At 38.2% G+C, this 16291-nt stretch carries 20 protein-coding genes; 2 read left to right on the plus strand and 18 right to left on the minus strand.

Annotated features, from left to right (window positions below):
- Positions 1 to 260 precede the first annotated feature (260 nt).
- On the minus strand, positions 261 to 647 hold the full coding sequence (locus FD50_RS00160) for a CvfD/Ygs/GSP13 family RNA-binding post-transcriptional regulator (protein ID WP_054757927.1): 387 nt from the start codon (positions 645 to 647) through the stop codon (positions 261 to 263).
- A gap of 29 nt (positions 648 to 676) precedes the next feature.
- A complete protein-coding gene (locus tag FD50_RS00165; protein WP_054757926.1) occupies positions 677 to 1258 on the minus strand; it encodes a peptidylprolyl isomerase in 582 nt (193 codons plus the stop codon).
- Positions 1259 to 1384: 126 nt separating this feature from the next.
- Here FD50_RS00165 and FD50_RS00170 point away from each other — a divergent pair, with 126 nt between their 5' ends.
- Positions 1385 to 2389 carry an NAD(P)/FAD-dependent oxidoreductase gene (locus tag FD50_RS00170; protein ID WP_056959400.1) on the plus strand — a complete coding sequence of 335 codons (1005 nt, stop codon included), beginning with the start codon at positions 1385 to 1387 and terminating at the stop codon, positions 2387 to 2389.
- A gap of 21 nt (positions 2390 to 2410) precedes the next feature.
- Positions 2411 to 3070, plus strand: coding sequence for a VTT domain-containing protein (locus tag FD50_RS00175; RefSeq protein ID WP_056959402.1), 660 nt, complete (start codon positions 2411 to 2413; stop codon positions 3068 to 3070).
- Positions 3071 to 3227: 157 nt separating this feature from the next.
- Here the strand turns inward: FD50_RS00175 and FD50_RS00180 are convergent, their stop codons facing one another.
- The 16 genes from FD50_RS00180 to rbsK form a co-directional block, all read right to left on the minus strand.
- A complete protein-coding gene (locus FD50_RS00180) occupies positions 3228 to 3863 on the minus strand; it encodes a TIGR01906 family membrane protein (RefSeq protein WP_056959468.1) in 636 nt (211 codons plus the stop codon).
- Positions 3856 to 4635 (minus strand): TIGR01457 family HAD-type hydrolase, encoded by a 780-nt coding sequence (locus FD50_RS00185; RefSeq protein WP_054757924.1) that lies wholly within the window; start codon positions 4633 to 4635, stop codon positions 3856 to 3858. The genes FD50_RS00180 and FD50_RS00185 overlap by 8 nt, the downstream gene beginning before the upstream one ends.
- Complete coding sequence (locus tag FD50_RS00190; protein WP_056959404.1) at positions 4622 to 5326, minus strand: YutD family protein; 705 nt, start codon at positions 5324 to 5326, stop codon at positions 4622 to 4624. Before FD50_RS00190 ends, FD50_RS00185 begins: the two co-directional genes overlap by 14 nt.
- 31 nt (positions 5327 to 5357) lie before the next feature.
- Entirely contained in the window at positions 5358 to 6731 is a 1374-nt protein-coding gene (locus tag FD50_RS00195; RefSeq protein WP_056959406.1) for a bifunctional metallophosphatase/5'-nucleotidase, read from the minus strand.
- Positions 6732 to 6752: 21 nt separating this feature from the next.
- Complete coding sequence (locus FD50_RS00200) at positions 6753 to 7355, minus strand: metallophosphoesterase (RefSeq protein WP_056959408.1); 603 nt, start codon at positions 7353 to 7355, stop codon at positions 6753 to 6755.
- Between the two features lie 160 nt (positions 7356 to 7515).
- Positions 7516 to 8868, minus strand: coding sequence for an amino acid permease (locus FD50_RS00205; RefSeq protein ID WP_056959410.1), 1353 nt, complete (start codon positions 8866 to 8868; stop codon positions 7516 to 7518).
- Between the two features lie 147 nt (positions 8869 to 9015).
- The gene (locus FD50_RS00210) at positions 9016 to 10206 is read right to left on the minus strand and encodes an acetate/propionate family kinase (RefSeq protein ID WP_054757923.1); all 1191 of its coding nucleotides are present in this window, start codon (positions 10204 to 10206) and stop codon (positions 9016 to 9018) included.
- Between the two features lie 21 nt (positions 10207 to 10227).
- Positions 10228 to 11241, minus strand: coding sequence for a class I SAM-dependent methyltransferase (locus tag FD50_RS00215; RefSeq protein ID WP_056959412.1), 1014 nt, complete (start codon positions 11239 to 11241; stop codon positions 10228 to 10230).
- 83 nt (positions 11242 to 11324) lie between these two features.
- The gene (locus tag FD50_RS00220; RefSeq protein WP_054757921.1) at positions 11325 to 11615 is read right to left on the minus strand and encodes a hypothetical protein; all 291 of its coding nucleotides are present in this window, start codon (positions 11613 to 11615) and stop codon (positions 11325 to 11327) included.
- A gap of 4 nt (positions 11616 to 11619) precedes the next feature.
- Entirely contained in the window at positions 11620 to 12054 is a 435-nt protein-coding gene (locus FD50_RS00225; protein WP_054757920.1) for a ComGF family competence protein, read from the minus strand.
- Positions 12051 to 12320 (minus strand): hypothetical protein, encoded by a 270-nt coding sequence (locus tag FD50_RS00230; protein WP_056959414.1) that lies wholly within the window; start codon positions 12318 to 12320, stop codon positions 12051 to 12053. Before FD50_RS00230 ends, FD50_RS00225 begins: the two co-directional genes overlap by 4 nt.
- Positions 12307 to 12729, minus strand: a complete 423-nt coding sequence (locus FD50_RS00235) for a type II secretion system protein (RefSeq protein ID WP_056959416.1) — start codon at positions 12727 to 12729, stop codon at positions 12307 to 12309. Before FD50_RS00235 ends, FD50_RS00230 begins: the two co-directional genes overlap by 14 nt.
- On the minus strand, positions 12719 to 13027 hold the full coding sequence (comGC, locus tag FD50_RS00240; RefSeq protein WP_054757918.1) for a competence type IV pilus major pilin ComGC: 309 nt from the start codon (positions 13025 to 13027) through the stop codon (positions 12719 to 12721). Before comGC ends, FD50_RS00235 begins: the two co-directional genes overlap by 11 nt.
- Positions 13024 to 14103, minus strand: a complete 1080-nt coding sequence (locus tag FD50_RS00245) for a type II secretion system F family protein (protein ID WP_056959418.1) — start codon at positions 14101 to 14103, stop codon at positions 13024 to 13026. Before FD50_RS00245 ends, comGC begins: the two co-directional genes overlap by 4 nt.
- The gene (gene comGA, locus FD50_RS00250; protein ID WP_082610380.1) at positions 14039 to 15001 is read right to left on the minus strand and encodes a competence type IV pilus ATPase ComGA; all 963 of its coding nucleotides are present in this window, start codon (positions 14999 to 15001) and stop codon (positions 14039 to 14041) included. The genes FD50_RS00245 and comGA overlap by 65 nt, the downstream gene beginning before the upstream one ends.
- A 163-nt stretch (positions 15002 to 15164) precedes the next feature.
- Complete coding sequence (gene rbsK / locus FD50_RS00255) at positions 15165 to 16082, minus strand: ribokinase (RefSeq protein ID WP_056959420.1); 918 nt, start codon at positions 16080 to 16082, stop codon at positions 15165 to 15167.
- Positions 16083 to 16291 lie beyond the last annotated feature (209 nt).

Genomic DNA, 16291 nt, shown 5'->3' on the forward strand with positions numbered 1-16291 from the left:
AAGAGCCCTACACATTTGATTTGTCGAAACTTTGTTCAGTTTTCAAAGGTCTACCTTGTCGCTTAACGCAACTACTATATGATAGTTGATCTAACGCCTTAAGTCAAGACTTTTTTTATTTAATAATTTGAAACGTAAAATTTATTGCATACTGCAAACTTAACTTTTACATCTCCAAAAAACACATAAAATAAATACGACCAACAAGAAATATATTACCAGCTAGATAGACCCAGGTCAAGAAAAATTTTAATTCAAATTCAAATATCTTTGTTAATGTCGGCTAAAGCAGTCCGCATCCAAGTGTCTAATCTGTCTGCAATAGGCGTAAAACCTTCTGTGACTTTCCGATTAGTCCAATAGTGCTTATGTTCACACCGAACAAACGGTTCTGGTTGATGTACAAAATCTCTTTCTAAGCATCTCACTGATAAACTGATCTTCTTTGTATATTCATCAATGTCAATTATCATGACCTTAACCTTTTGACCAGTCTTTAAATACTTATGGATATCGGTTACAAACCCATGGCGACACTCAGAGATATGGATCAAACCTTGTGTGTGATCATCTAAGGAAACAAAAGCACCATACGGTTGGATTCCCGTAACTTTTCCAGAAACCACCATTCCAATTTTATATTCCATCGTAAATTCCTTCGCTTCTCAGCTATGGATCATACCTCCTCAAAGACTGCTTCTTTAATTAAAACATCCTCAAGTGGTCGATCAGCATTCGTTTTAACTTTAGCAATTTCATCGACAACCTCTAATCCTGCACGGACTTGGCCAAATACTGTATGTCTGTGATCCAGCCAAGGCGTTCCTCCCTTTTGGTATGCAGTTATTATTTCATCGGGATACCCGGCTTGCTTCATTTGCTGAAGCATCTGCTGTGGTAAATTTTGACTCTGAACAATGAAAAATTGACTACCATTTGTATTAGGACCGGCATTAGCCATTGAAAGTGCCCCTCTCAGATTAAAGAGTTGCGCGGAAAACTCATCAGGAAACGCTTTTCCCCAAATACTTTCGCCACCACTACCAGTCCCTGTGGGATCGCCACCTTGAATCATAAAATCAGGAATTACTCGATGGAAAATTTGCCCATTATAATACCCTTGCTTTACTAAGCTGCTAAAGTTTTCAACTGTCTTTGGTGCGAGTTTAGGAAAAAGTTCAAGTTTGATCTCTCCATGATTAGTCTTTAAAACGACCACTGGATTTTCTGGATTTTGATCTAATTGCGGATAATTCATAACAACATCTCCTTTATATTTGCACTTTTAATTCTACATAATTGTTGAAGAATTTTCCAACATATTTATTTTGAAGCTTAATTATGCTAACCTATCCTAGTGTACACAAGTGAAAGGAGCTTCACAATGTCAAATGAAGACTACTATGATATTACTGTAGTGGGAGGTGGGCCAGTTGGATTATTTGCGGCTACCTATGCGTGCATGCGCCAAGCAAAAACCCAGATTATTGAAAGTTTAGACAAGCTTGGAGGTCAGGTAACTAACCTTTTTCCTGCTAAAAAGATTTATGATATCCCTGCGTTTAGCTCAATCAAAGGCAACGCTTTAATAAATGAATTAGTACAGCAAGTTCAACAGTTTGCACCACAGATCTTTTTAAACGAAAAGGTCCAAGAAATTTCCAAAACAGCTAGCGGTTTTAAATTAGTCACTAATTTAAGAACGACGTATTCCCGAACAATTATTATTGCAACAGGTGTTGGCGCTTTTCAACCACGTAAACTAGCACTTCCCAATGCAAACAGCTTTGAAAATCAGCAATTACTCTATTCTATTTCAGATCCTCAAAAATTTGCTAACAAAGATGTTATGATTGCAGGCGGAGGGGATTCAGCCGTCGACTGGGCACTTGAACTTGCACCCTTTGCCAAAACACTGCACATTGTCCATCGCAGATCAAAGTTTCGTGCCTTGGAAGCAAACGTGGCCAGATTACACGAAACCCAGACCATCTTTGATACACCTTATTTGATCACTGACCTTCAAAAAGGCGCAGATACTAAAATTAAGGTGACCTTAAAAAAGGTTAAGGAAGACAGCACCACTCAATTACGGGCCGATTACTTACTAGTAAACTACGGTTTTGTGACTGATACCAAAATTTTGCAGGACTGGAACCTAGAGACCCAGCATAATTTATTGCAGGTTTCACCCAACATGCAAACATCTACTCCCGGAATCTATGCAGCAGGCGACATCATCGACTATGCTGGAAGAGTTAACTTGATCGCAACTGGCTTTGGTGAAGCACCGATTGCCGTTAATAGTGCAATGCACTATCTTAATCCTGATCTGCGGCAACCGGCTCACAGTACACAATTAATTAAAAAGTTCCCTAAAATCAAATAACAGCACATAAAGGAGAATGTTATGAGTTTTCTGATTGATTTTGTTCTACATGTTGATAATCATCTGGTTTCTTTAGTAAATACATTTGGAGATTGGACTTACCTTTTCCTATTCTTGATCATCTTTGTCGAAACTGGAGCGGTTATTCTCCCTTTTCTTCCTGGCGACTCATTACTATTTGCAGCCTGCGCCTTGGCAGCAAACTCTCAGTATCATCTCAATATCTGGATTTTTGCTTTTCTCTTCCTCCTAGCCCCACTCTTAGGTGATTCCCTTAACTTCATGATTGGCAAAAGAGTTGGTAAAACAATCAAACCAGACTCATTTTTGGGAAGATTTATTAAAGAAGAGGACCTCGAAAAAACAAGAGCATTTTTTGAAAAACATGGTGGGATGGCCATTTCACTGGCACGTTTCATGCCGATCATCAGAACAATGTCGCCTTTTGTGGCTGGTAGCAGTGGGATGCCCTTTCGTCACTTTTTCCGCTATTGCTTAATTGGAGCAGTTGCTTGGATGACGCTTTGTTGCGGTGCAGGTTACTTTTTTGGAAACTTTCCAATTGTCAAACAGCATTTCTCATTAGTGGTCATTGGAATTATTCTAGTTTCTTTAATTCCAGCACTGATTGGAGTACTGCACAAATTCATCAAGGGTAACAAACAACCTGATAAAGACTAACAAAATTCTAATCACTAAAAAACTCCAGCCAGAAAAACTGATTTTACTCAGCTTTTTGACTGGAGTTTTTATTATTTTAACTCCCAATTATATTTCCATTCCTGCACATCCATCAAACTCACTGCAAAATAGCTTAAAGCTAATTCAAGGACTGCTTTTACCGATTTTTACGAAGACTTTGCTTTCCCCAAAAAATCCCTAATACCAAAAAAATAATTAAAAGAGTAAAGAACAGACCAAAACAAGCTAGAAAAAAGGTATCCGGCAACACATTAATAATGGGGTCTAACTTGGGATCAAATACCCAATCGTTATTTCTAAACAACAGTTCGTGGAAGTAAATAAAAAAATTATTGAAATTAAGGAGCATCATTCCAGTTAATCCGATAACACCCAAAATAAAAAACTGAAACGGGACTATGAGGCGCCATTGTTGTCCTAAACGCCTTAATTTCCTAAAGAAAAAGAAACTAAGCGGCGCAGAACACAAAAGAATCAGATAATTGAACATAAATAAATTCTTAACATCGTAAAAATGCTGCAACCCATTATAGGACATTTGAAAAGCTGAGTGCAGTTCACTTATCCACGGATAATTTAAGAAATCTAAAACGCGCTGATACTCATGGAGTAGCTTAACATCAGACATTCCTGCGCGTTGGCCTAAATGCATTTGCACTACAAAAAGATGATATAAAGGAACAAAATTGACAGTGATGGCGATACTAAATGAAATCAAAAAAAGGAACACACACACTAGCTGCAAAGCCCATTGCAACCGTTCTTTATTCATCTTTAAATTTCCAATCAGCAAGCGAATCAATTTCATAAGTTGGTGCAACCTTTTTTTGTGCAACCTGCGCTTTGGTTGAAACACCTGTATAAACTAGTAGTGTATCTAAACCACAGTTAATCCCTGCGCTAATGTCAGTCATATAATTATCGCCCACCATGATTACATCTTCCTTGGCAAGTCCAATTCTTTGCAAGGCTTTATTCATGATAATCGGCTCTGGCTTGCCAATATATGTAGCTTTTTGCTGTGTTGCACGCTCAACTAATGCAATTAAGGAACCCGCACCTGGAACCAGTCCGCGCTCATTTGGCAAATTTGTATCTGCATTCGTCCCAATGAACTTTGCACCCCGTTTAATGGCAAGTGTTGCCTTTTCGAATTTTCGATAAGTGACATCATAATCCAGCCCAACTATCACATAATCTGGAGTTTCATCCGCAAAAGAAAAGCCACGTTCCAACAACGCGTTTTTTAGACCCAGTTCTCCAATAGCGTAAACACTTCTTTTCTTGGGATCAAGCTCAGCAAGATAATCTGCAGTGGCAATTGCTGTCGTGTATACATTACTTGGCAAGACATGAATGTCAAAATTATCTGCTAAGTTAGCAACCACATCCTCTGGTGACTTAGTACTATTGTTTGTCACGAATAAAAATTCTCTTTTTCTTGCTTGTAGTTGCTCAATAAATCGCTTAGCAGCTGGAATTTTCATTTTCCCGCGATAGATTGTTCCATCTAAATCAATCAAATATCCTTTATACTTTTTCATTTTGTTTTCCTTTTCTCTGATAATCTTTTTTTACTTGGGTTTTACCCTTTTGTCTAATCGTAAAATGACGTTTGTTGGAACTTTTTTGTGTAACTACTCCAACTTCATTCGGTTTCTTTGCAGCAACACGCTTATGAATCTCAAATTTTTTCTCTACTGTTTCAACGCGTGGATTGCGGTGCTTTTTAGATTTGTTTTGTTTGTTCGGTTTATTAGGTCGCTTTGTCTTAGCTTGTTTGCCTTCAATCGCTTTTTTGTTCTTAGAATGTTTAGTTGCAGCTCCCCCACGCTTCTTTCGCCGCGACTTAGCAGGTTTAACTACTGCAAGATTTTGCAATATAAAGTATGCACATCCAAAATTACAATATTCATACAAGTAATCATCTAAATGATCAATTCTTTGAGACGGGAGCCCTCTTTCAGACTCTTTAGCGTAAAAGCCATGCAATCTCAATTGATCATAGCCCCAATCACCAACAATATAATCATATTTAGTTAAAATCTGACTAAAGCGCTGCTCCAGCCGTTCAATCTGAAAAGCATTTTTAAAATCTTTCACAAGCACATACGGGTGTCCATCAATTGTTAATTCTGTCTTGCTTTGCATTTTTATATCACTTGCATAGGCCTTGAGTGTTTCCGCTTTTTTTGCAAGTTGAGCTTCGCGCCGCTCTTTTTTTTCGCTGTCCATCGTTCACACTCCTTTAAACTGTCAGCATTAATTATACAGGATATTTAGCCGCAAAGTAATCCCCAACTATATCACGTAAAAACCGATCACCCAGATAGTGCGGATGCCCCGCAATCTCTAAAGATGGGAAGAAAGGGCAATAGATAAAATTATCCACCGTGGCAATCTGATAGTCCTGCCCAGGATCTATAATCTGATGATGCCACGTCACACTTTTCGTAAAAGAATCGTATTCGATTCCATCGTACATAATCTCTCCAAAAACCTTACCACGAAATCCGTTTCCTTTGACATGTGCATTGCGGAGATGATTGCGGTTTTTCTCCATCTCTCGAATCAAACGCCACAAATTATATCCGTTCAGGCGGACATTCACGACCCTCATTGGATGCGGTAAAATGCTGTGCAGATGTTCTCTAGTCAATTTTCCTTGATGCAGATCACCCAAAAAAAGCCCTCCATTTAAAATGGCTGCTTGTGTATTAGTAACCTGTTCAAGTGCCTTTAAACTGATTTCCATTAACGGTGATTTTCCAACCCACGAACCCGGAAAATCATGGGGCAAGTTGGCAACAGTCCGTTTACTTAAAAGTTCTGCTCCTCTTTTTTGGTAATTTTCAATCTCTGCCAAATCACCTTGAACTTCTGGTAAAAATTCCGTCTTTTGAACCGCTGCTTTACAAGTTGTTATTTTACCTTCATCAAGTGTCAGAGTAACCTTTCCAACATAGTTTCCCCACTTTCCTGCCGCACAAAGCATTGTTTTTCTAACTTGCTCTCCATGCTCTAACAGGTGATGTGTGTGGCTACCTAAAATTATGTCCAATTCAGGATATTTTTTCGCTAGTGCACGATCAGTATCGATTCCTAAATGCGATAACAGTAATAAAACATCCACTTTGGGTCTTAATTGCTTTATCAACTCAGGCAAGACCTGATCGATGGGAAGCGCTCGCCAGTTATTCATGGCATAAGTTGCTGAAAAAGGAGCCGTACATGCTAAAATACCAATTCTTGTCCCTTTTGTCGTAGTAATGATTTTTTCTTTTTGAACCCAAGAAGGCCGTTCACCAGTTTTTTCATCAAAAATGTTATCAAGCACCACTGTAAAATTTGCATGCCGATACAATTGTGTGAGCTGTGCATGTGAATTGCCAATTCCCTCATTATTACCAATTGTAACTGCATCATACCCAACCTTATTCATTAGAGCAATATTAATCTGGCCATCCGTTGCTTCACTCAGAGGATGCACTCGATCCATTGCATCGCCTAAATCAAATGTTAAAACCGCTCCATTATTTTCTTTATGCTTTTCATGCAGCAAATAGCGCCTGATTTTAGGCCAATTTTCTAAGTGCGAATGCAAATCATTCGTATGCAAGAGCGTAATTGTTTCATGCATCGTTATCCTTACCTCCTAAAATCATCTTTTTTGAAAATCTTTTTTCTTACCTGCAACCATGGTTACAATCTCGTTACTACTTATGGGTGTACCAAAAGGTCTTTTGGCAATCAGGTAGGCAAGTTCAGGAGAATCAACCCCAACGTTAATATTAGCAGCTGAATTCACACTGTAATGGTGGACATGTCCATGCAGATTAATACTGTTTTTAGAAATTCCCAGCATAAGCGGGTAATGTGTTAAGAAAAATTGAAAATGATCAAATTTTAAAATACAACCAACATCATGAAAAACAAATTTAGGCAATTGATCAGAAAGCAGATAATTATTTTTGCTGAGATATTTAAAAAATGCACGTGTATCATGGTTACCCTTAATCAAAACTAAATGACCATGCAACTGCTGCAAGATTGTAAACATCTTTGCATATTCTGCTTTGCTTGAACGTAAAAAAGCAATATCACCAAGATGATAAACTGTATCATTTTCGGAGACTATCCGATTCCAATTGTCCATTATTGTTTGATTCATTTCCGCAACAGTCAAAAAATTCCGTTGTGCAAAGTGTAGATCCTGCTTTAAGTTGTGATCAAAAAAATGCGTATCCGCAGTGAAAAACTTCATCGGCAAGAGCTCCTCATTAAATAGTCAGTTTTATCTTACAACTTATTGCTGTTTAAAAAAAGAAACGCCTAATTTTTAAAAGCTGCTGCCATTGAATGGTCTACCTCTCAGCTCTTTTACTGTACTACAAATTAGCGTTTCTTTTCAGAATATTTAATTTTTAAATGTTGAATTTAAAGTGTTTCCCTAACCACAAAACCAGCAACCATACAACTGCAACTGCTAAAGCCCAGATAGACGTGCTGTCTAAGAGCATACTGCCAGCTACAAGAACTAAAAAGGCAAGGACTACGTAATCACTCCAAGGATATAAAGGAGCCTTAAACTGTTGTCCGCTCTTTTCAAAATCAATTTTGCGATATCGCAGATGTGCCAACACGATCATCCCCCAAATAAACAAGAAACAGGTAGTTGCCACACTCGATATAAACGTAAACAACGCAGTATTTGAAAACACAAAATTAGCTAGCACAGCAATACCAATCGCAATTGCAGAAAAAATCAACCCGTTGGCTGGAACCTGCCTATGAGAAAGTTTGCTCATCTTAGAAGCAAACTTCCCATTCTTTTTATAGTTAAGTGAAAAGATCATTCTCCCAGTACTAAACAAAGAGCTGTTGCAAGCTGAAGCCGCCGCGGTAAGCACCACAAAATTAATTATTCCAGCTGCAGCCGTAACTCCGATTCCTTGAAAAACTTGTACAAAGGGACTTTGATCTTCAACGATCTTATCCCAGGGATAAATACACATTAAAGCCACCAACGAACCTACATAAAATAAAATAACTCGCACTGGAATTTCATTAATAGCCTTTGGAATAACTTGTTTGGGATTTTCAGTTTCTGACGCAGTTACCCCGATCAACTCGATTCCAATAAAACCAAAGGTTACCATCTGGAAAGAAGAAAAGAATCCTCGTGCACCAGTTGGAAAAAGTCCTCCAAACGAGAAAAGATTCTCTAAACTAGCATGCCCTGTTGGGGTTTTAAACCTAACCAGTACCAGTACTATTCCGGTGACTATCAAAACGACAATTGCTACTACTTTAATTAAAGCAAACCAAAATTCTGCTTCCCCGAAGAGACCAACCGTGATCAAGTTCATCGTTAACAGCACTACTAGAATTATAAATCCTGGAAGCCACTGGGGCACATTTGGAAACCAATACTTAATATAAAGTCCCGAAGCAGTCACATCTGCCATTGCAATCGTGACCCAACATATCCAATACGTCCATCCGGTAACAAACCCCATTTCTTCACCCAAATATTTGGCAATAAAATCAATGAATGAATGTGAGTTTAAATCAGAAAGTAAAAGTTCACCTAAAGAGCGCATTAATAAGAAACAAATAATTCCTGTAATCAGATAGGCAAATATAATTGATGGACCGGCTAAATGAATTGTTTTACCTGCTCCTAAAAAAAGCCCAGTCCCGATTGTCCCTCCCAGTGCAATTAACTGAACATGACGACTTTTCAAACTACGTGAAAATTGGTGCTCTTTCTTCATTATAAAATTCAAAACCTTTTCCTCAAATTATTGGGCAACTCTCGTATACATTGTCTAGCCCAATAGTATTAAGTTTACTGTATTTCGAAGTTGAAGTAAAATTCAACAATCTCACTTTACAATGAATTGTCTTCACTCATTTGAAAATTACTCTTTTTCCGCCAATTTGTAGACATCTTCAGCGATCATTAATTCCTCATTCGTTGGGATAACCCAAACTTCTACTTTTGAATCTGCCGTGCTAATCAGCGCAGTACTTGCTTTGGTCTCATCATTAAGCGTCGCTGCTATTTTAATCCCTAAAATTTCCAGCTGCTCACAAATTAACTTCCTAATGACAGGAATATTTTCTCCAATTCCACCGGCAAAAGCTAGCGCATCTACTCGCCCTAATTCAGCAGCGTATGCCCCAATATACTTAACTATTCGATTCACAAAAAGTGAAATTGCAAGTTGTGCGCGCGGATTTTCGTGACGTTGTGCAAAAACTTCCCGCATATCTGGCGAAATACCTGAAACTCCTAAAATTCCAGACTTTTCATTCAAAATTTTTAAAATTTCGGTAGTACTGATGCCCAACTGATCTTCCAAATAGAGCAAAAGCGATGGATCAACATCGCCTGAACGCGTCTGCATCATAATTCCTGAGACGGGTGAAAAACCCATGCTAGTGTCAAGCGAGAATCCTTCTTTAACCGCACAAACAGATGCTCCAGAACCTAAATGCAAAAGAATCGCATTAGTTTTGCTTTTTTCTGCGTGTGAGAGTCGCAAAAGCTCTTTTAAGATAAAACGATAACTGATTCCATGTGCACCAAACTTTTGAACATGGTACTTTTGATAATACTCATAAGGGATACCGTAAAGAAGATTCTCTCTGGGCATTGTTTGATGAAACCCAGTATCAAAAACAGCTACACTTAATGCCTGTGGCAGCTCCGCTCTAAATGCTTTAATAGCCATAATATTTGCAGGATTATGCAGTGGCGCAAGGATCTTCAACTTCTCCATTTCCTGTAAAACAGCATCATTGATCACAGTTGAACGTGCAAACACAGTTCCACCATTAACGAACCTATGTCCAATTCCTTTTATTTCATTTAAATCTGTTACTATTTTGGACTCTGTTAACAAACTCAGCAAGCGTTCAACTGCCTGCAAATGATTGGCACATTCGAATTCTTCATCTATTTTTTGCGAACCAAAAATAGTAGTTTCTTTAGCACCACTTAACCCAATTCTTTCAACTTGTCCTCGAGCTATCACCGTTTTTTGTGGCATTTCGAATAATTTCCACTTAAGTGTTGAACTTCCGGCATTAACAGCTAAAATTTTCATAAATATTTTCTCTCCAATTATTCAGTTTTTAATGTTTTTTACGATCCAGTCATCAACTTGCTGAATAAACGTTGAAAATGCCCTTGCTTCTTTAAATGAAGGTATCTCTCCTAACAACACTGGCGCAGCTTGTTTTGCTCCACCGCCACGTCTTTGCAGCAACAATAAAGCCTTTTGACTTTTTTGCGAAGAAAATAACTCGACTGGTAAGTTCAATAAACCTTGGAAATGACCTTGTTTTTGGATAACTTTAAGCAATCCTTTGGCTTCTTCACTTTCAAAGAGACCGCGAGGTACCAAAAAGAAAGCATACCCGCCAGGTTTCAATTGCAAAAGTGCTTGTTCAATCAATAAATGATGCGCATATGAATGCCCCTTTTGCGCCTTGGTTTCAAAATTTTCCACATTCTTATCTTGTGGATAATAACCAACCGGCAAATCACTCACTACCATGTCCATTTTAGGAATAACCAAGTCTGTGACTGCATCCTGATGGTAAAATTGTGCGGTAATCCCTTGCAATTGTGAACTCATGCCTGCAATCGCCAAGAGCGTATCGTCATTATCAACGCCATAAAGCTTTAGCTTTTCATACCCATTTTGGGCTAAGTGGTTATAAATAGTTGTCAATAAATTGCCTGTCCCAACAGCGATATCTAGTATCTTTTCAGTTTGAGACTTATCTGTAATATGTTCAATCAGATAAGCCACTAAAAATCCAATTGCATCTGGGGTCATTTGATGATTGGCTTGAATCCTGTCGTACTGGTTTGCTTTAACCAATGCAAACTGAAGCACTTGCCTCAGCTCTTCACTGCTTAAAGCAGCCTTCAAAATCCGTTCATAATATTCTTCCAACTGCTTTTTTACTGCTAAGGTAGGGCGTTCGTTCTCAACCATCACGTGGCCATTATCTAAAAGATTATCACCCGATTCAATTAAAGCGTCCAAGTATGACGTTCCCAGTTCTGTTTGCAACAAGGAAATTGTCTTATCAAAATTTTGATAAGCATCTCTTATTTTTTCTATTTTCACAATCCACACCTCACAAATTAAAACTGCTCTACCAGTTTAACGAATTCAACCAGATATTTCAAACATCAAAATTTATAATTCAGTTAATAATGAGCATCATTAAGTTCCAATTCAGCGCCAGAACTTAATTTAACAACAAACAGATGCTCTTTTTTCGTCACGGTTCCCGCAGAATAAATAATAACATTTTCATTGGTGATACCATTAGAAATAGCTAAATTTCGTAAGGTAATTGCTGTATTATAATGAACTGTATTCCTAAGTGTCAATAAGCGCTGATGGTAATACAAAAGTTGCCCACTAAAAATCAACCCAATCACCACAATTAATAGCGTCCCGGAAGAAAGAAGATATGCTTTTACACTTTTTTGCATATAATCACTCCTTTTTACCCATCACAATCTCACAATGATATTTTCTTTTTTGCATCGTGGCATCAATCACCAGCAAATTATCATGGAAAACTGCATCAAATTGGGAAACGTCATAAAGCAATGGTAAGTAACCACCATCTGCACCTGTCATTTTAACCAAATCATTGTAGTAAACTAAGCGATATTCTTTTTGTTTTGTAAGGCTCGAAAAAAAGACAATCTTATCTTGGGTTTTCATAAACTGCAAGGCAAGATTTTCAGCAGAAATTACATTCACAAACTGTTCCCATTCGATCTGTTCACTCTTTTCTGTCGTTGCATTCATGCGCAATGAGGTCTTAAATGCGATGTTAATTGTACCGAGCAAAAAAGCTGTTAATCCCAAGGCCAATAAATATTCAATTAATAAAAACGCACGCGTTCTTTTTTTATTTATCATTGCTCACTTTCCCTAAACTGCGTTTTAGAATAGACATCAAGCAGTCTTTTTTCATCACTACTGAGCCCGCCTTGTCCGACTAAAAGTAGTTTCTTACTAATATTTAGCGTTTTTTGCGAATCTTTTAAGACTGAATACTCTTTTTTTTCATACATTGTAAATTGCCGCTGATTTTCATAAAAAATGATTAATAGGGTACAGACAATCAGCATCTCCAGCAACGTTTCAGCCAACAGATAAGCGCAAAGCTTCCTACTGCTTAACATAATACTTCCCCCATCCAAACTGAACTACGATTTTATAGGTCAACGCGGATAAAGTTGATTTAACAATGATTGTATTTGCGGTCACGTTGCCCGTTTCATTAATTCGTATCAAGCGATAGGCAGGAACCTCCATTGTCTCGGGCAGTTTTATTACTGTTTTAACCACATTTCCTTCCCAAAAAGCAACTTCATGCGCTTTAAATTCGATAAATCCCTTAACACCATGCTGTGGTACCACAATTGTCTCGCGCTGCCATGCATGCTTCAATTGCTGCCAAAAAATTTCTTCCTTAACTCGCGCCGTAATTGTTCCTGCCGGTCGCAAAGCAAGCAGCACGAAAAAGGCACTTAACGCTAAAACTAGGACAGCTTCGACCAACGTAAAGCCAGCTTGTCTGCTACTCCTCAACTGTAATTCCTGCTTTTTTGGCCTGTTCGTATTGTCCACTGCTTAGATAACTTCCTTCTTTCAATTCATCTAAAGTGACATTTTGTTTGTCTGAATGTTCATTTCGGTAAAGATCGGCTTGCGTTTGAACTACATCGGAAAGTGCTCTGTTGCCAACATTTTGAGCACGTTCTCGTTGGCTACTGATGTTCGGTAAAATAATTAAAATTAAAACTCCAATAATAAATAATACGATTGACATTTCTACCAAAGTAAATGCTTGATAAACCTTAACTTTTGCTTTTTTTACTTTTTTCATTGATACATCCCTCCAAGATTTTGATATAGCGGCAGTAGCATACTCAGATAAGTTATAATAATCAACAACGCTACTACTACAAAAAGAAGTGGCTGTACTAATCCAATTAACCGTTCAATGCGCTGCAGCAGCTTCACGTATACAGCTTGGGCGTAAATCATTAATTCATTGCTCAATTCGTCGACCGTATTCCCTTTGCTCAAAAATAAGGTGAACTCTTGTGGAATAAAGCTATAATGACTAATAAACTGATCCATTTCCTGTCCTTTTTTCAAAACTTGTTTTAACTCTTCCCCCATATGAAATAACAATGTCTCATGCTCGAATTCACTCAAGAAAACACAAATTTTTTTGAGATCTAACCCACTTTTTAAAAGCAAAGCTAAGTTAAAGGAGATGTAGTAATAACAATACATCCGATACAAACCCCCCAAAAAAGGAAAACGGCAGCGCTGCTCCACACGTTGTAAATAGCCATGGTGTTTCGACCCAAAATATTTTTTATAAACAACCAGCAGTCCCAGTGAACTTCCACCGATAATTCCCAACAATCCGAAAAAACTATAATTTGAAGATGACAAGTTTAGGTTACTAGAAGTCTGAAAAGCACTCAGCTCTGGTTTTAAAAAAACTTGAAATGCAATAATTAAAACCGTGATTAACAGCAGTAAGAAAATCGGATACAGTAACACGGCCCGCAGGCGCTGGCGCTGTTGCTCTTTTTGCTCTAAAAAATTACTAAGTTGCCTAACACTTTCGTACAAAAGCCCATAACTTTCAGCAATATAGAGTTGATTAAATGTCTCTTTATCCAATAAATGTTTTAAACTAGCGCAAAATGTTCCTCCACGTGCAAAGGTGTTCGCAATCCGGTCACATATTTTCTTTTGCTGCGGGAGCAAAATTACAATATCTGCCACCGCCTGCTGTAGTGAAAAACCGGCATGCAACAAGTCAGCTAATGTTTTAAAAAATAGCAGCTGTTGTTTGACCGGCCACCTCTTATTAAAATCAACCTTCCACATATCGTTGAAACGTTTGTCGTGTAATCCACTTTTTAGCCAAACACTCTTCAAGATCTTCCCTCCATTTTTCTGTCATTTCCTGACTACCATTGTGTTCGATAAATTCGGAGATGCTAAAAGGAAATTGATCGAAAAGCACCTTATTGCCACCAGTAACAACTGGCAACATTCTTTGATAACAAACTAACTTCAAAGTTTGTGCGAGATCTTCTAAATTGACCCCAAGTGCCAGCAACCTTCTAATCACACCATAAACATTGACTGCATGTACGGTACTGATAACTGAATGGCCACTTAAGGCTGCATTAATCACATTAGTAGCTGTTTCTTCATCTCTGATTTCTCCAATAATAAAAAGATCGGGTCTGTGGCGCAAAGCCGCTTTAATCAGCCGAGCATAGGTCATTTGTGCTCTTTCGTTAACCTGTAACTGCAAAAAAGCCGGCTCGTAAATTTCAACTGGATCTTCAATACACATCACTTGTTGCTGCAACTGACGAGCAACGTGATACATTGTCGAAGTTTTTCCTGCACCCACAGGCCCCGCCAATAAAATCAAACCCTTTTTTTGAACACCTGTCACTATCTTTTGGTACTGTTCTGGGAAGAAATATCTGCCTGCAATCTTCTTTTCATAAATTAAACGTAGTACCAGGGACTCTCTGCCAGTAAAGTCGCCTACACTTGAAATTCGCCCATATACATGCGTTGCAATCAGTAGCGCTCCTGTCTGTGGTCTGCGATGCTCACTCAGCATCATATTTGCTTGATACTTTAAGTTATTGATAATTTGCGTTCCGAGCGCTTGCTCAATTCTTTCAAAAAAATGAATTCTCCCAGCAATACTAAGTTTGATCACATAATGGTTTGCTTCCGGCAACAGGAAAATATCGCTGGCCTCTTTTTTTAATGACACTGCTAGTAAATCACTTAATTTTTCGACAGACAATTTAACACCTCCTAAGAATAAATACGTAAAAACAATTGTTGTCACCAAAAATGATTTAAATACTTGTTTTTATAAACTCTTGGTTAAAAACAGCGCAAAAAAGAGCTGTAATAAACCTGGAGATCAATTCCAGACTTGTTACAGCTCTTTTAAAAAACGCTCACTATTTTGCTAATACTTGTTTTCGTGTTGGAATAGAAGGGATCGCACCTAAATGTTGCACAGCTAAAGAGGCTGCTTTACTTGCATACCGAACAGCTTCTTCAATATTACTAAAGTCATGTTCTAAAACTGAACTAAGTGCTCCAATAAAGGTATCTCCTGCTCCCGTTGTATCTACAACTTCAACTTTGAAAGCCGGTATTAATCCAGTAAATGCAGGCGTTTGGCAGTACGCTCCTAAGCTTCCAAGTGTAATAATAACATTTTTAATGCCTTTGTTGACCAGTTCAAGTGCTGCCTGACGAGCAGTCTGTTCATCCTTTATCACCACACCCGTCAGTTCCTGCGCTTCAACTTCGTTTGGTACTATTAAATCGGTTAGCTGCAGCAGCTTGGCAGATGCTTTTTTGGCTGGTGCAGGATTAAGAATCGTAGCGACACCTGCTTTTTTTGCAATCCTAAAAAATTCTTCAATTCTTTGTAGTGGAACTTCAAACTGAGAAACTGCAAAAGTTGCATGTTGAAACTGCTCACTTGCAGCAACAATGTCTTGTGGTTGCAAGCACTGATTTGCGCCACCATTAATAATAATCGAATTTTGTCCTGAATCTTGCAGTAAAATAAAAGCCTGACCCGTAATTGCAGCCTGGTCCACTTTTACGTTACTGCAATCCACTCCGTTATCTTGTAGTAACTTGAGCATCGTTTCACCATAATTGTCTGCACCCACTCGTCCAATGAATGAAGTTGCTGCTTCGCTACGTGCCGCGGCAACAGCTTGATTAGCCCCCTTGCCTCCACCGGCTGTTTTTAAATCTTTCATCGCCATCGTCTCCCCTGGTTTAGGCAAACGTGCAACCTGTAGGATGATGTCCATATTAATACTTCCTAGGAAAAAAACCGTTTTTTTATTTTTCACCTGATGGGCCCCCTGTGATTACTTTTTCTTTATTATAGCAACATTTTCTATTTGGTAAAAGAAAGTCCAAACACCACCGCATCATTTGCTTTTTGCTGTTGAAATTATTATTCAAAAATTGCTTGCACAGAGGAATTCGGGCAATCAAAAATTAAAAAGAGAGTGTGACATAAGTCGGGAAAATTTGAGTACTAACTCGAAATTACGAA

This window comes from Liquorilactobacillus satsumensis DSM 16230 = JCM 12392 (assembly GCF_001435195.1).
Lineage (GTDB): Bacteria > Bacillota > Bacilli > Lactobacillales > Lactobacillaceae > Liquorilactobacillus > Liquorilactobacillus satsumensis.

Coding starts and splice junctions, on each gene's coding strand:
- FD50_RS00160 (WP_054757927.1), bottom strand. CDS start 647: ATGGAATATAAAATTGGAATGGTGGTTTCTGGAAAAGTTACGGGAATC.
- FD50_RS00165 (WP_054757926.1), bottom strand. CDS start 1,258: ATGAATTATCCGCAATTAGATCAAAATCCAGAAAATCCAGTGGTCGTT.
- FD50_RS00170 (WP_056959400.1), top strand. CDS start 1,385: ATGTCAAATGAAGACTACTATGATATTACTGTAGTGGGAGGTGGGCCA.
- FD50_RS00175 (WP_056959402.1), top strand. CDS start 2,411: ATGAGTTTTCTGATTGATTTTGTTCTACATGTTGATAATCATCTGGTT.
- FD50_RS00180 (WP_056959468.1), bottom strand. CDS start 3,863: ATGAATAAAGAACGGTTGCAATGGGCTTTGCAGCTAGTGTGTGTGTTC.
- FD50_RS00185 (WP_054757924.1), bottom strand. CDS start 4,635: ATGAAAAAGTATAAAGGATATTTGATTGATTTAGATGGAACAATCTAT.
- FD50_RS00190 (WP_056959404.1), bottom strand. CDS start 5,326: ATGGACAGCGAAAAAAAAGAGCGGCGCGAAGCTCAACTTGCAAAAAAA.
- FD50_RS00195 (WP_056959406.1), bottom strand. CDS start 6,731: ATGCATGAAACAATTACGCTCTTGCATACGAATGATTTGCATTCGCAC.
- FD50_RS00200 (WP_056959408.1), bottom strand. CDS start 7,355: ATGAAGTTTTTCACTGCGGATACGCATTTTTTTGATCACAACTTAAAG.
- FD50_RS00205 (WP_056959410.1), bottom strand. CDS start 8,868: ATGAAGAAAGAGCACCAATTTTCACGTAGTTTGAAAAGTCGTCATGTT.
- FD50_RS00210 (WP_054757923.1), bottom strand. CDS start 10,206: ATGAAAATTTTAGCTGTTAATGCCGGAAGTTCAACACTTAAGTGGAAA.
- FD50_RS00220 (WP_054757921.1), bottom strand. CDS start 11,615: ATGCAAAAAAGTGTAAAAGCATATCTTCTTTCTTCCGGGACGCTATTA.
- FD50_RS00225 (WP_054757920.1), bottom strand. CDS start 12,054: ATGATAAATAAAAAAAGAACGCGTGCGTTTTTATTAATTGAATATTTA.
- FD50_RS00230 (WP_056959414.1), bottom strand. CDS start 12,320: ATGTTAAGCAGTAGGAAGCTTTGCGCTTATCTGTTGGCTGAAACGTTG.
- comGC (WP_054757918.1), bottom strand. CDS start 13,027: ATGAAAAAAGTAAAAAAAGCAAAAGTTAAGGTTTATCAAGCATTTACT.